General features: G+C 70.7%; 13 protein-coding genes. 8 read left to right on the plus strand and 5 right to left on the minus strand.

Annotated features, from left to right (window positions below; genetic code table 11):
* Positions 1 to 62: 62 nt before the first annotated feature.
* The gene (locus EHO50_RS09225) at positions 63 to 1589 is read right to left on the minus strand and encodes an IucA/IucC family protein (protein WP_128429393.1); all 1527 of its coding nucleotides are present in this window, start codon (positions 1587 to 1589) and stop codon (positions 63 to 65) included.
* A 94-nt stretch (positions 1590 to 1683) separates the two neighbouring features.
* Between EHO50_RS09225 and EHO50_RS09230 the strand changes: the two genes are divergently transcribed.
* From EHO50_RS09230 to EHO50_RS09250, 5 genes are all read left to right on the plus strand, one after another.
* Positions 1684 to 3189: an IucA/IucC family protein gene (locus EHO50_RS09230; protein ID WP_128429394.1), complete on the plus strand. Its 1506-nt coding sequence runs from the start codon at positions 1684 to 1686 to the stop codon at positions 3187 to 3189.
* Positions 3190 to 3626: 437 nt separating this feature from the next.
* Complete coding sequence (locus EHO50_RS09235; protein ID WP_246101084.1) at positions 3627 to 4979, plus strand: hypothetical protein; 1353 nt, start codon at positions 3627 to 3629, stop codon at positions 4977 to 4979.
* A gap of 4 nt (positions 4980 to 4983) precedes the next feature.
* Positions 4984 to 5373, plus strand: coding sequence for a hypothetical protein (locus EHO50_RS09240; RefSeq protein WP_246101085.1), 390 nt, complete (start codon positions 4984 to 4986; stop codon positions 5371 to 5373).
* Between the two features lie 112 nt (positions 5374 to 5485).
* The gene (locus tag EHO50_RS09245; RefSeq protein WP_128429397.1) at positions 5486 to 6400 is read left to right on the plus strand and encodes a HipA family kinase; all 915 of its coding nucleotides are present in this window, start codon (positions 5486 to 5488) and stop codon (positions 6398 to 6400) included.
* Positions 6397 to 6675, plus strand: a complete 279-nt coding sequence (locus EHO50_RS09250) for an Rdx family protein (protein WP_128429398.1) — start codon at positions 6397 to 6399, stop codon at positions 6673 to 6675. Before EHO50_RS09245 ends, EHO50_RS09250 begins: the two co-directional genes overlap by 4 nt.
* A 4-nt stretch (positions 6676 to 6679) precedes the next feature.
* Here the strand turns inward: EHO50_RS09250 and aceB are convergent, their stop codons facing one another.
* Together aceB and EHO50_RS09260 are read right to left on the minus strand one after the other, a co-directional pair.
* Complete coding sequence (gene aceB, locus EHO50_RS09255) at positions 6680 to 8305, minus strand: malate synthase A (protein WP_128429399.1); 1626 nt, start codon at positions 8303 to 8305, stop codon at positions 6680 to 6682.
* Positions 8306 to 8551: 246 nt separating this feature from the next.
* Entirely contained in the window at positions 8552 to 9154 is a 603-nt protein-coding gene (locus EHO50_RS09260) for a nucleotidyltransferase family protein (RefSeq protein WP_128429400.1), read from the minus strand.
* A gap of 213 nt (positions 9155 to 9367) precedes the next feature.
* Here EHO50_RS09260 and EHO50_RS09265 point away from each other — a divergent pair, with 213 nt between their 5' ends.
* Positions 9368 to 9655: a DUF5955 family protein gene (locus EHO50_RS09265; protein WP_246101086.1), complete on the plus strand. Its 288-nt coding sequence runs from the start codon at positions 9368 to 9370 to the stop codon at positions 9653 to 9655.
* A 27-nt stretch (positions 9656 to 9682) separates the two neighbouring features.
* On the opposite strand, the gene EHO50_RS09270 is transcribed toward EHO50_RS09265, so the two are convergent.
* Together EHO50_RS09270 and EHO50_RS09275 are read right to left on the minus strand one after the other, a co-directional pair.
* Positions 9683 to 9991 carry an antibiotic biosynthesis monooxygenase family protein gene (locus EHO50_RS09270; protein WP_128429402.1) on the minus strand — a complete coding sequence of 103 codons (309 nt, stop codon included), beginning with the start codon at positions 9989 to 9991 and terminating at the stop codon, positions 9683 to 9685.
* A gap of 66 nt (positions 9992 to 10057) precedes the next feature.
* The gene (locus tag EHO50_RS09275; protein WP_128429403.1) at positions 10058 to 10858 is read right to left on the minus strand and encodes an IclR family transcriptional regulator; all 801 of its coding nucleotides are present in this window, start codon (positions 10856 to 10858) and stop codon (positions 10058 to 10060) included.
* Positions 10859 to 11107: 249 nt separating this feature from the next.
* Here EHO50_RS09275 and allB point away from each other — a divergent pair, with 249 nt between their 5' ends.
* Together allB and alc are read left to right on the plus strand one after the other, a co-directional pair.
* Complete coding sequence (allB, locus tag EHO50_RS09280) at positions 11108 to 12445, plus strand: allantoinase AllB (protein ID WP_128429404.1); 1338 nt, start codon at positions 11108 to 11110, stop codon at positions 12443 to 12445.
* Positions 12446 to 12492: 47 nt separating this feature from the next.
* The gene (gene alc / locus EHO50_RS09285; protein WP_128429405.1) at positions 12493 to 13617 is read left to right on the plus strand and encodes an allantoicase; all 1125 of its coding nucleotides are present in this window, start codon (positions 12493 to 12495) and stop codon (positions 13615 to 13617) included.
* Positions 13618 to 13853 lie beyond the last annotated feature (236 nt).

A 13853-nucleotide genomic window follows, 5' to 3' on the forward strand; every position in this document is an offset into this window, starting at 1 on the left:
CAGAGGTGTCCCGCTTCAAAACGAGGTCAGAACCCCTGTCAGAACATGTGTCGCACCACCGGTCAGAACACCTCGGTGTCCAGCGGATTGGGCAGCTCCGCCCACTGATCCCCGGGCGTCCCCGGCGACAGCCGCATCAACGTCAACGCCTTCGTGGGCAGCCGCTCCTCGCGCAGTACGGCGAGATCCGCGGTGCCCGGCAGATCCGGTACGACCGCCTCCAGCGCCGCGCGCAACGCCGCGCCCGAGCCCGCCGTACCCGCCAGCGCCCCGGCCACCAGCGAGCCGAACAGCTTGCGGCGCAGGGTCGTCACGTCGTCCGTGACGATCCGGCCGGTCAGCTCCGGCATGGGGATGCCGTGCCGGGCCAGCCGGGCCGGACAGACCCGGATGTCGGCGAGGTCGCGGTAGACCAGGCGCACCGGGGAGCCGTCGGGCGACAGCACCACCAGCAGGTTCTGCCCGTGTGCCTCCAGCGCGACGCCGAGTTCCAGCAGCCGCAGCCCCACGGCGAGGGCGAGACGCGCGAACTCGGCCAGCCATGCGGGCGACTCGGGCAACTCGGTGGTGGCGAGCGCGGCCACCGGCACGACCCGTTCCCCGGGCCCCGCGTACTCCTGCGGCGACTCGCGCAGCACGGCTGCCAGGTCGGGTGAGTTGGCCGTGGCGGCCCCCAGCGTGCGGGTGATGTGCAGCAGCCCGTCCGTCCGCGCCGCCAGCGTCTCGGCGAAGTCCGACAACGTGGCCGACAGGGCGATCGAGTACACCGAGATGTCCCGCACCGAGGACGTCAGCCGGGCGCTCAGCGCGGTCTTGACGTGCGGGCCGCCGGGGAGGGCGAGCGTCCGCAGGGACATCAGCGGATGCGCGGCGACACCGTCGTCGAAGGGATCGCAGGGGCGCTTGAGCACATGGTCGGCCTGCCACGGATGCACGGGGATCAGCAGCCGCTCCCCGTCCCGCATCCCCTCCGGCCACTCACCCGTCACCAGGCACTCCTCCGCCCGCACCGACACCAGCCCCAGCGTGACGACCGACCCGTGCTCGGGCCCGTACGCCAGTTGCTCGGCGACCGAGAATCCGGGCCGGGAACGGCAGTTGGGGTGGAACGGATGCCCGTCGACCACCCGCTGCTCCCACTCCCAGTCGCGCACCGGCCACTCCTTCGAGTGAGCGCCCTGCCCGGCCTCCTGCCCGGCCCGTGACAGCGCCAACGAGGCGACGCTGTGGCCGAGTTCGGCGGCGAGAGACGTCCCGTGCGGTACGGAGAGGTCGGTCAGCAGCCGGGCCGGGTCGTCGTACGACGTCTCGTCGAGCCGTACGGCGGTGACATACGCGGCGGTGGCGTACGGGTCCGCGCGCGGGCCGTGCAGACGGCGGCCGTCGGAAAGGCGCAGGGTGAGGCCCTCCCGGCCCGGCTCACGGTGGGCGACCCAGGGCATGGGCTCGTGCGCGAGGGCACGCCACAGCCGGGTCAGCACCGCCGCCCGGGCCCCGGGGAGCTCGGCCGCGTAGCGCGAGGCGAGGTGGGGGCGTACATCGGCCAGTTCGGCGGCGACCTCGGCCTCGGCGCTGGGGGAACGGTGCACGGGCGGGCTCCTCGGGTACGAGTAGGGCGTCGGGGCAGGCACCGACGACAGACATACTGATCGTCTTCCCACCCGAACGGACCGTAGAGAACGAGTGGATCGCGTGCACCTCAACCCTCCACCCGCAGCCGACGTCGCGGCATGCGCCGACGCCCACGCGGTCGCGCCCCTCCTCAACTGCCTGCTGCGCGAGGTGGCCGAACCGCAGGGCGGGTCCGGCGAGCGGCAGGTGTACCGGCTGCCCGGCACGGGCCGCCTGCTGCGGGTCCTCGGCGGACGGCGGCCGGCCGAGCCCGAGGTGGACGTGGCCGGTGCCTGGCAGCGCATCGGGCACACAGAGCTCGTCAAGCTCGTCGCCGACGAACTGCGCCGCCACACCGGTCTGTCCAACCACGAACTGCCCGCCGAGATGATCGACAGCCGGGACGCGGTGGCCGCCTTGCTCACGGCACGCGTGCGTGCGACGCCGCCGGACGACCCGTACCTGCGCTCCGAGCAGTCCCTCCTCACCGGCCACCCCTACCACCCCGCCCCCAAGGCGCGCGGCGGCGGCCCGGTCGCGGCCTGGCTTCCGTACGCCCCCGAGGCGCACGCCCGCTTCCCGCTGACACTGCTCGGCCTGCGCGAGGACGCGGTCGTCGAGGAGGGCGACACATCCGCCCTGGACGCCCTGGGTGAGGCCCCACCCGGCTACCGGCTGCTGCCCGCGCACCCCTGGCAGCTCGACCTCGTCGACCTCGCGCCGGCCTTCGCCGACGGCCGGCTGATCCGGTTGGGCACGACCGGATTCGACGCCTGGCCGACGGCCGCGATCCGCACGCTGTACGTCCCCGAGAGCGACCTCTTCCTCAAGTTCAGCCTGGACGTGCGCATCACCAATGACATCCGCCGGCTGTGGCGCCACGACCTGCTGAAACTGCGCCGCACCGACGCCGCGGCCACGGCGGCCTTCGCCAACGGCCGCGCGGCCTGGCTGAGCGACCGCGGCTACCGCACCGCCGACTTCGCCTTCGAGGAACTCGCCGTCCTGGTCCGCGACGGGCTGCGCGGCAGTCTGCTGCCGGGCGCGACGCCGCTGCTGGCCGCCGGACTCGTGGAGGGCTTCGAGGGCAGCCCGCTCGACGGTACGGCGGACCCGGCGGCCTGGTGGGAGGCGTACCTCAGCGCGGTCGTCCCGCCCGCCCTCGCGGCCTTCGCCGACCACGGCGTCGTACTCGAAGCGCATCTGCAGAACACGCTGGTTGCCGTGGATGCCGACGGCATTCCCGTGCAGGCCCTGTTCCGGGACGCCGAGGGCGTGAAGCTGCTGTCGGACGTCTCCCGCCCGGCCGGGTGGCAGCGGCTGGTGTACTGCCTGGTCGTGAACCATCTGTGCGAGGTCGCGGCTGCCCTCGCCGAGCGACACCCCGGGTACGACCCGTGGCCCGCCGCGCGCCGCGAACTGGCTCGCCACGAACTCCCCGAGATCGCCGGCCTGCTGTCGGCCCCCACCCTCCCCGGCAAGACCAACCTGCTGCTGCGCTGGTCGGGCGCGGACGGCGCCGACGCCCGCTATCTGCCTCTCCCGAACTCCCTGGCGGGCAGCGGCAACGAGAGGTGACGCTTCCTCTGATGGAGCGTCAGGCCGCTTTCCGGATGGGGCGGAACCCTTCACGGCGGCGCACGGCGCATCCGTCGAGTGCGACCCTCGGTGCCACGGGATCAAAGGCGAGCAAAAATGAATAAAGCGGAGTAAAATGAATACGGCTCGGCTGAGTTGCTGATCACGCACAGGGTGTCAATGCCCATGTGCCGCACTTGAACGAAATCCCCGAGGCAATAGCGATGAACTCGTCCGTCGACCCACCCGGCGGCGCATCTCGCGGCCGCCCGCCCGTTCCTCCGCCGCCCCCGCCGCCTCCGTGGCAGATCCGGCCCGAGCGCGATTCAGCAGGTACGCCGGTTCCCCTCCCGCCCATGCCGCAGTCGACGCCCTCGGCGGGAGCACCCCCTCCCCCTCACTTCTCCTATGACGTCACCCGGTACCTGTGTGCGGCGATGCATACCGATATCGGGCTCGCCCGCAAGGCAGTGGCCCGGATCGTGCACGAGCCGCGGCGTGCCGCGGCTTCCTCGCCCGGCGTGGACCTTGGTTGCGTGTTGCGACACGCTCTGGCCGCCCGCACCCGCCAGCGGCGGCGGGACGTCGTACTCCTCCTCCTGCTGCTCGTCATAGTGATCACCCTGCCCTTCACCCAAGGTGTGTCCCTGTTCCTGGGGCTGCTCGTAGCCTGGGTGATCGTGGCCGCCGAATTGGTGTCGGTGCACTACGGCGTCGTCTCCCGGAAGTTGAAACGGGAGAACTTCGACCCGAGGCAGTCCCCTCGGCCACCGACGGCCAGGGACGCCGCACGTCTTGAGGCGATCGAACTCCGTGACAGGGGCAATGTCGTGGTCTCCTCCCGCTTCGAGCCCTTCGTCGGGCACGGTGAGACCTACAGAACCTGGTCGTTCGCCCTGAACACCGGACGCGCCGAGGCCGGGAAGCAGGTCATCCCGTTCACCATCCATGACCTCAACGCCCATATCTCCGCCAGGGTCGGGGCGCTCGAACTGCCCGGCATGGACGTCGCCGACGTGCTCCTGGTCAACGGGGCCGACCTGCTGATCGGAATCGACGACCGAACCCGCGCCGAGGTGCTGCGCAACCTGGGCGGGCCGCCCGGAGCGCAGGTTTCGGACGCCCTCCTGCGCGAGCTGCGCGAGGATGGCAAGGGCCGCGCCCGGCCCTATCTGGCGGTCCGGGTCACTGGCTGGAGCGGCGAACTGGTCATCACCATGTTCCTGAGATGCGCGCTGCTGTCCGGTCGTGACATCGCGTTCATCGAGGGCAGCAACTGTCTGCTCCCGCCCGTGCGGGAGAAGTACCGGACGGTGGACAGGTTGCTGGACTCACCTACCTTCCGGCAGTGGTGCCGACTGGTCGGCGAGGCGGGTGCACGCACCCCGGTCCTGCTGGTCCGCGCGCCCTTCGCGCTCCTGAGAGACCTCTTCGCGCCGCTCGAGAGGCACCGCGCACAACGCAGGCAGGAGCGCTCGATCCGCATGCGCACCTTCGACTACGGCTCGAAGTTCAGCCTTCGGGAGGAGGCGAGCGATCGGTTCTTCCACCGGTACTTCCAGTCACTGGACCGGGAGTTGTACGCCAAGACGATCGAGCACCGTGTCCTGGACGCCCTGGTGCAGTTTCTCGAGGATCACAACATCGACTCCAGCGACCTGATCCAGCGCCAGACCACCATCTACAACTCCGGTCTGTTCGCGGGGCGTGACATCTCCATCAAGCGCTCCAGCGTGCGCGCCGGAGGCGGCGGCCTGTTGCGGAACTCGCAGCCCGTAAGGCAGAGGTGACGTGATGTCGGATCGCGGGGCACATGAGTCGGCGAGTCACGTCAGCGGCATTCAGGCCGGGCGGGACGTGCGCATCGAGCGGAGCACGCTCGCCTTGGGTCACGCCACGGTGACCGGAACTCCGACGCCGGCAGAGCACGCGGCGGCCGTCGAAGAACTGCGCACCGCGGTCGGCGTTCTGCTGGACGAACTCCGCCGCAACCAGGAGCAGTACGAGGACGGGGCGGAACTGGTCGAGGCCGCCGAGCAGGTGCAGACGGAACTCGCCCGCGACGAGCCGCGCCGCAACACCCTCCTGCGCTGGCTCGGTTTCATCGCCCCCGGCGTCCACGCCACCGCCGCGGTCGCAGCGGACGTGACCGCGATCGAGCAGTGCGTGGAGGCTCTGTTCTAGACCGGGCGCCGTCACGCTTGGTTACTATGGTCACTTCATGCCGGACGCCGGAGGCAGGGGCGTGGGAGCTGGTCGTGGAATATAAGGCAAACGACGTGTGGGGCCTCGGAAGATGTTGAGAAGGGTCACCGCCACTCGCTACATCGAGCCACTGCGGTCCGGCGGCTCCGTGCCCGGAGTCGTCGAGGCCGACGACCTGGGCACCTACGTCGTGAAGTTCACCGGCTCCGCGCAGGGCCGCAAGGCGCTGGTCGCCGAGGTGATCGTGGGGGAACTGGCCCGCGCCCTGGGGCTGCGCTTCCCCGAGCTGGTCCTGGTCCACTTCGATCCCGCGATCGCGGACAACGAACCGCACCAGGAGGTGCGGGAACTGCACGCGTCCAGCGCGGGCGTCAACCTCGGCATGGACTACCTCCCGGGCGCGGTGGACTTCACCCCGGAGGTCGCCAAGGCATTCCGAGTCGACCCGCTGGAGGCGGGCCGCATCGTCTGGCTGGACGCCCTGACCGCCAACGTCGACCGTACGGTCCACAGCTCCAACCTGATGGTCTGGCCCACGCTGGGGACCGTGCCGCCGCGCCTGTGGCTCATCGACCACGGCGCCGCGCTCGTCTTCCACCATCGCTGGGACGGCACGGACCCCGCGAAGGCGTACGACTTCCGTCACCACGCCCTCGGCCACTACGCCCCCGACGTGCGCGCGGCCGACGCCGAGCTGGCGCCGAAGGTCACCGAGGCACTGCTGCGGGAGGTCGTGGCGGAGGTCCCGGACGCGTGGCTGAGCGCCGAACCGGGCTTCATGAGCCCCGGAGAGGTCCGCGACGCCTACATCGCCCACCTCCACGCGCGCGTACAGGCGTCCTCGGCCTGGCTCCCCACCGACTTCCCCACCCGGGAGGAACTCGCCGCCGAGGAGGCCCAGCGGGCGGCGAAGACACAGCAAGGCCGGCCGAACTGGCTCAAGCGGGTCCCCGACCTGCACGGCAAGCCGGCCGCGGAACAGGATTGGTCGGTGCACCTCGGATGAGTGGCCGGGTAGAGATCGAGTACTGCACCCAGTGCCGCTGGCTGCCGCGCGCGGCATGGCTGGCGCAGGAGCTGCTCACGACCTTCGAGGCGGAGCTGTCCGAGCTGGCGCTGAAGCCCGGCAAGGGCGGCGTCTTCGTCGTCCGCGTCGACGACGAGGTCGTATGGGACCGCCGCGAGCAGGGCTTCCCCGAGCCCACGGCGGTCAAGCAGGTCGTACGCGACCGAGTGGCCCCGGGAAAGTCCCTGGGCCACTCGGACAAACCGGCTTCCTGAGGGCTCAGCCCTTCAGTTGCTCGTACGCCGGCAGCGTCAGGAAGTCCGCGTAGTTCTCGTCGAGGGAGACCTCCAGGAGCAGGTCGTGGGCCTGCTGCCAGTGGCCGGCCGCGAAGGCCTCCTCGCCGATCTCCGCGCGGATGTTGGACAGTTCCTCGGCGGCGACCTTGCGGGCCAGCTCCGGCGTGGCCTTCTCGCCGTTCTCGAACTCGACGCCCGCGTTGATCCACTGCCAGATCTGGGAGCGGGAGATCTCGGCGGTGGCCGCGTCCTCCATGAGGTTGAAGATGGCGACCGCGCCGAGGCCGCGCAGCCAGGCCTCGATGTAACGGATGCCGACCTGCACGGCGTTGATCAGGCCGTTGTACGTCGGCTTGGCGTCCAGCGAGTCGATGGCGATCAGGTCGGCCGCCTCGACGTGGACGTCCTCGCGCAGGCGGTCCTTCTGGTTCGGCTTGTCGCCGAGGACCTTGTCGAAGGACTCCATGGCGATCGGGACCAGGTCGGGGTGGGCGACCCAGGAGCCGTCGAAGCCGTCGCCGGCCTCGCGGTCCTTGTCGGCGCGGACCTTCTCGAAGGCCACCTTGTTGACCTCGGCGTCCCGGCGGGACGGGATGAACGCCGCCATGCCGCCGATCGCGTGCGCACCGCGCTTGTGGCAGGTGCGGACGAGGAGTTCGGTGTACGCCCGCATGAACGGGGCGGTCATCGTCACCGCGTTGCGGTCCGGCAGGACGAACTTGGCGCCGCCGTCACGGAAGTTCTTGACGATGGAGAACAGGTAGTCCCAGCGGCCCGCGTTCAACCCGGAGGCGTGGTCGCGCAGTTCGTAGAGGATCTCCTCCATCTCGTACGCCGCCGTGATCGTCTCGATCAGGACGGTCGCGCGGACGGTGCCCTGCGGGATGCCGACGTAGTCCTGCGCGAAGACGAACACCTCGTTCCAGAGGCGGGCCTCCAGGTGCGACTCCGTCTTCGGGAGGTAGAAGTACGGGCCCTTGCCGAGGTCGAGCAGGCGCTGGGCGTTGTGGAAGAAGTACAGGCCGAAGTCGACCAGCGCGCCGGGGACCGGGTGGCCGTCCGCGTCGACGAGGTGGCGCTCGTTCAGGTGCCAGCCGCGGGGGCGCATGACGACGGTCGCCAGCTCCTCGTTCGGGCGCAGGGCGTACGACTTGCCGGTGCGCTCGTCCGTGAAGTCGATGTTCCTGGTGTAGGCGTCGGCCATGTTCACCTGGCCGAGGACCACGTTCTCCCAGGTGGGCGCCGAGGCGTCCTCGAAGTCCGCGAGCCAGATCTTCGCGCCCGAGTTGAGGGCGTTGATGGTCATCTTGCGGTCGGTGGGGCCGGTGATCTCCACCCGGCGGTCCTGCAGCGCGGGCGGGCACGGAGCCACCCGCCAGGAGTCGTCCGCGCGGATCGCGGCCGTCTCCGGGAGGAAGTCGAGCGTGGACGTACGGGCGATCTCGGCGCGACGCTCGGCACGGCGGGCGAGGAGCTCGTCACGCCGGGGTGTGAACCGGCGGTGCAGCTCGGCCACGAAGGCGAGGGCCGCCTCCGTGAGGACCTCCTCCTGCCGGGGCAGGGGCTCGGCGTCGACGATGGCCAGCGGGGACGGCGCTGGTGCGGACATGAGCTGTCACTTCCTTCAGCGAACTACGAAGACGAGCGGTCGAGCTTTGGCACCGGGTGCCAGTCTTCCCGGATACGGCGAGGAACGCCCGTGATGGGGGTCCCCCGGCTCGAGCGAAGCCGAGAGCTGGGGGAGGACGGGCGCTTCTGAACAGTGGATACTAGTTTCCTCATGGTGGAAGTTCAATGGTTTGTTGATGTCGAGATTCTCTGAGTCGAGGCAAGGTGGCTCTGGGTGCCACCGCCCTCACTCAAGGTGGACGAGATCGGCCTCCGTGTCGATGTCGTAAGGCCGCGCCACATCCCCGCACTCGACGAGACGGATCGCCGCCTCACGCTCCTTCAGATAAGCGCGTGCCCCTCGATCACCGGTCGCAGTCGCCACGACGCCCGCCCAGTGGGCGGCGCCGAAGAGGACGGGATGCCCGCGTACGCCGTCGTACGCGGCCGAGGCGAGCGACGTCTCGTCCTCGTACGCGGCGAGCACCCGCGCGACCGCCTCCTCCCCGATGCCGGGCTGGTCGACGAGCGAGACGAGCGCCGCCCTCGCCCCCGAACCGGCGAGCGAGTCGAGCCCGGCGCGCAGGGAGGAGCCCATCCCGTCGGCCCAGTCGGGGTTCTCCACCAGCACACAGTCACCGAGCTCCGCACGCTCCCGCACGGCGGCGGCCTGTGCACCCAGCACCACGTGCACGCGGGCACAGCCGGCCGCGCGCAGTACCCCGACCGCGTACTCGACGAGCGGCCGGCCGCGGTGCCTGAGCAGTGCCTTGGGCCGTCCGCCGAGCCGTCGTCCACCGCCCGCGGCGAGGAGCAGACCGGCGACCGGGGGTGCTTCTTTCTCCGTCATGCGTCCTGCATACCTGACGTCCACGCGTGCGCCGGGTTTCCTTGGGCTGAATTTCGGTCCGTACGGTGGCGCGCCCGGCACCGGTGGCGTTTACTGACCCGCGTCCCCGGCGCCCGACCACCGCCAGGGGGGCTCGACGGGGGAGCGGGACTACTGGCGCACAACGGCGTGCGAGGGGGGAGTGCTGTGTTGCGGAGCTTGGGACAGAGGCCGGTGACGGGCAGCGACGAGGACCCGAGGGTGGCGGAACTGCGGACGGCGGTGTCCCGTCTGCGCCGCGAACTCGCCGCGCATCCCTCCGAGTTCCCCGACCGGGGCATCGCCGAGGACGAGCTTGCCGCGCTGGCCGCGATGACGATCGACAGGGCGCCGGAGATTCCGCGGCTGCGCAGGTCGCTGTTGCTGATCGCCGGCGCGATCGGGTCGGTCAGCGCGTTGTCCCGGGGCCTGTCGGACGTGCGCGACGCGGTGGACCTGTTCGGGGAACCGCCGCGCCGCTGAACCGGGGCCGTTCCGCGCGCCCAGGGCTCAGATGTCGACGACCGTCTCGTAGCCGCCGCTCTGCATGTCCTCGCACAGGACGTAGGCGGCGTCGAAGCGCTTCTTGAACTCGGGGTCGCCCTGCCAGGCTCGCATCGAGTCGAGGTCCTGCCAGGTGGCGAAGGAAACGAAGGAGTTCGGGCTCCTGAGGTCCCGGATCAGCCGGGCCCCGAGGAACCCCTGGTGCGCCTCTTTGGTCCAGGTGAGGAACTCCCGCCAGCGCTCGATGAACGCGTCGGCGCTACCCTCCTTGACCTGCCACTTTCCCGAGGACCAGTGCTTGTTCTCCTGCAGCATGGTGGCCACCTCGCTCCGCTGAGGCCCCTGCCTTCAGCGTAGGCGCGCCCGCGGATCTATGCGGATCTATGCCGTCGGAGTCGAGCTCGCCAGCGCCTCGGACAGCTCCACGGCCACCTGCTGCAGCACCGGCACGATCTTGTCCGTCGCGGCCTCCGTGACGCGGCCCGCCGGGCCCGAGATCGAAATGGCGGCCGCGGTGGGGGAGTTGGGGACCGAGACCGCGAGGCAGCGGACGCCGACCTCCTGCTCGTTGTCGTCGACCGCGTAGCCGTTGCGCCGCACGTCCTCCAGGGCCGCCAGGAAGCCGTCCGGGGTGGTGATCGTCTTCTCCGTGGCGGCGGGCATGCCGGTGCGGTACAGCAGGGCGCGCACCTCCTCCGGCGGGAACCCGGCGAGCAGCGCCTTGCCGACACCCGTGGAGTGCGGCAGCACGCGCCGGCCGACCTCGGTGAACATGCGCATCGAGTGCTTGGACGGCACCTGGGCGACGTACACGATCTCGTCGCCGTCGAGCAGGGCCATGTTCGCCGTCTCGCCGGTCTCCTCGACCAGCCGGGCGAGGTAGGGCCGGGCCCAGGTGCCGAGGAGCCGGGCGGCGGACTCGCCGAGGCGGATCAGGCGCGGGCCGAGGGCGTAGCGGCGGTTGGGCTGCTGGCGTACGTATCCGCACGCGACGAGCGTCCGCATGAGGCGGTGGATGGTGGGCAGCGGCAGCCCGCTGCTCGCGGACAGCTCGCTCAGACCGACCTCGCCGCCCGCGTCCGCCATCCTCTCCAGCAGGTCGAAGGCGCGCTCGAGGGACTGGACACCGCCACTGTTGTTGGACCTGGCGGAGTCGGTGGTGCTGGCGCTGGACGTCGGCACGGCGCGTTCCTTTCGGGACCGATGGGAGGGCGCAAGCCTACCCGCCAGTCGGTTGACTCCCCGCTTGTACGTAGCTACGTTCTGCGTGCTGGAATTCTAATTCCGCTTTGTGGAAACGTCCAGAGTGCATGGGGTGGGTGCACTGTGGAGAAGTGTGCCCTTGACGGCACGGAAGCGGGAGCGGAGACTCCTTCAACAGAAAGTTGAATTCCGTTACGCGGAAGTTAACGGCGGCAGAGAGGGGTCCGGGTGTCCGACGTCGAACTGGTGCTGCGCTCGAGGCGCGTCATCACTCCGGAGGGGACACGGGCCGCTTCGGTCGCGGTCTCCGCCGGCAAGATCACGGCCGTACTCGGGTACGACGCCGAAGTCCCGGCCGGCGCCCGGCTGGAGGACCTCGGCGACGACGTCCTGCTGCCCGGCCTGGTCGACACGCACGTGCACGTCAACGACCCCGGCCGCACCGAGTGGGAGGGCTTCTGGACCGCCACGCGCGCGGCGGCGGCCGGCGGCATCACCACCCTTGTCGACATGCCGCTCAACTCCCTGCCGCCCACCACGACGGTCGAGAACCTCCGCACCAAACAGGAAGTCGCCGCCGACAAGGCCCACATCGACGTCGGCTTCTGGGGCGGCGCCCTGCCCGACAACGTCAAGGACCTGCGCCCGCTGCACGAGGCCGGCGTCTTCGGCTTCAAGGCGTTCCTGTCCCCGTCCGGCGTCGACGAGTTCCCGCACCTCGACCAGGACCGGCTCGCCCAGTCCCTGGCCGAGATCGCCTCCTTCGGCGGCCTGCTCATCGTGCACGCCGAGGACCCGCACCACCTCGACGCCGCCCCGCAGCAGGGCGGCCCCAAGTACGCCGACTTCCTGGCCTCGCGCCCGCGCGACGCGGAGGACACGGCGATCGCCCAGCTGATCGACCAGGCGAAGCGCCTCCACGCGCGCGTACACGTACTCCACCTCTCGTCCAGCGACGCGCTGCCGCTGATCGCCGAGGCCAAGCGGGACGGCGTACGGATCACCGTCGAGACCTGCCCGCACTACCTGACCCTGACCGCCGAGGAAGTCCCGGACGGCGCCAGCGAGTTCAAGTGCTGCCCCCCGATCCGCGAGTCCGCCAACCAGGACCTGCTCTGGCAGGCGCTGGCCGACGGCACGATCGACTGCGTGGTGACCGACCACTCGCCCTCCACGGCCGACCTGAAGACCGACGACTTCGCGACCGCCTGGGGCGGTATCTCCGGACTTCAGCTGAGCCTGGCGGCCGTGTGGACCGAGGCCCGCCGGCGCGGGCACGGCCTGGAGGACGTGGTCCGCTGGATGTCCGAGCGGACGGCGCAGCTCGTCGGACTGGATCAGAAGGGCGCCATCGAGGCGGGCCGTGACGCCGACTTCGCGGTCCTCGCTCCCGATGAGACGTTCACCGTGGACCCGGCCGCCCTCCAGCACCGCAACCGCGTGACGGCGTACGCGGGCAAGACCCTGTACGGCGTCGTGAAGTCCACCTGGCTGCGCGGCGAACGCATCGTGGCCGAGGGCGAGTTCACCGACCCGAAGGGCCATCTGCTCGCCCGCGCCCACTGACCACCTCTCCCGCACCCGCAGCGGCCGATTCCTGAAAGGCACACCTCGTGACGGCGATACCCAGCTTCACTGGCGACGCGAACCCCTACGGAGGCGGCGACCCGTACGCGGACTACCGCACCGCCGACTTCCCCTTCACCCAGTACGCCAACCTCGCCGACCGCCGGCTCGGCGCCGGTGTCGTCGCCGCCAACGACGAGTTCTTCGCCCAGCGCGAGAACCTGCTGGTGCCCGAGCGGGCCGAGTTCGACCCCGAGCACTTCGGGCACAAGGGCAAGATCATGGACGGCTGGGAGACGAGGCGTCGCCGCGGCGCGTCCGCCGACCACCCGTGGCCGACGGCCGAGGACCACGACTGGGCGCTGGTACGCCTCGGCGCGCCCGGCGTGATCCGCGGGATCGTCGTCGACACGGCCCACTTCCGCGGCAACTATCCGCAGGCTGTGTCCGTCGAGGGCACCTCGGTGCCGGGCTCTCCGTCGCCCGAGGAGCTGCTGGCGGACGATGTGAAGTGGACCCCGCTGGTGCCGCGCACTCCGGTGGGCGGACATGCGGCGAATGGTTTCTCCATCGCCGTCGAACAGCGCTTCACCCACCTGCGGGTCAACCAGCACCCCGACGGTGGCATCGCCCGCCTGCGCGTGTACGGCGAGGTGGCACCGGACCCGCAGTGGCTGGAGGTGCTGAGCACCTTCGACGTGGTCGCCCTGGAGAACGGCGGCCAGGTCGAGGACGCCTCCAACCTCTTCTACTCGCCCGCCACGAACACCATCCAGCCGGGCCGCTCCCGCAAGATGGACGACGGCTGGGAGACGCGCCGACGCCGCGACCAGGGCAACGACTGGATCCGCTACCGGCTGGTGGCGCAGTCCCAGATCCGGGCGATCGAGATCGACACGGCGTACCTGAAGGGCAACAGCGCGGGCTGGGCGTCGGTCTCGGTGAAGGATGCCGATGAAGGCGGGGCCGGCGAGTGGACCGAGATCCTCCCGCGCACCCGCCTCCAGCCCGACACCAACCACCGCTTCGTCCTGCCGACCCCCGCCGTCGGCACCCACGCGCGCGTGGACATCTTCCCGGACGGCGGCATCTCCCGCCTGCGACTGCACGGCTCACTGACGGACCAGGGCAAGGCGAGCCTGGCGGCACGGCATCAGGAACTGGGCGGCTGAGGGGGAGGCACCTTCAGGCGGCACCCTCAAAACGTCGGCCGGGCATTCCAGTCTGTCCGGCGTTTGAGGGGGAGGTTGCGCCGTCCCCAGCCCCCGCCCGCAGAGGGTCTTCGCCCCCGCCGCCCCTACCCTTCCCGTCCTCCAGGGGCTGCCGCCCCTTCGACCCCGCCGTCCTGGGGGCCTGCGGCCCCCAGACCCCCGCTTCGGCCCTGAAGGGGCCTCGTCCTCAAACGCCG

Origin of the sequence: Streptomyces cyaneus (assembly GCF_004028635.1) — a bacterium.
In the GTDB taxonomy this organism is placed as follows: domain Bacteria; phylum Actinomycetota; class Actinomycetes; order Streptomycetales; family Streptomycetaceae; genus Streptomyces; species Streptomyces cyaneus.

What these genes read in the sequence shown, in the direction of transcription:
- EHO50_RS09235 (WP_246101084.1), top strand. Translation starts at nt 3,627, where the DNA reads ATGCATACCGATATCGGGCTCGCCCGCAAGGCAGTGGCCCGGATCGTG.
- EHO50_RS09240 (WP_246101085.1), top strand. Translation starts at nt 4,984, where the DNA reads ATGTCGGATCGCGGGGCACATGAGTCGGCGAGTCACGTCAGCGGCATT.
- EHO50_RS09245 (WP_128429397.1), top strand. Translation starts at nt 5,486, where the DNA reads ATGTTGAGAAGGGTCACCGCCACTCGCTACATCGAGCCACTGCGGTCC.
- EHO50_RS09250 (WP_128429398.1), top strand. Translation starts at nt 6,397, where the DNA reads ATGAGTGGCCGGGTAGAGATCGAGTACTGCACCCAGTGCCGCTGGCTG.
- aceB (WP_128429399.1), bottom strand. Translation starts at nt 8,305, where the DNA reads ATGTCCGCACCAGCGCCGTCCCCGCTGGCCATCGTCGACGCCGAGCCC.
- EHO50_RS09260 (WP_128429400.1), bottom strand. Translation starts at nt 9,154, where the DNA reads ATGACGGAGAAAGAAGCACCCCCGGTCGCCGGTCTGCTCCTCGCCGCG.
- EHO50_RS09270 (WP_128429402.1), bottom strand. Translation starts at nt 9,991, where the DNA reads ATGCTGCAGGAGAACAAGCACTGGTCCTCGGGAAAGTGGCAGGTCAAG.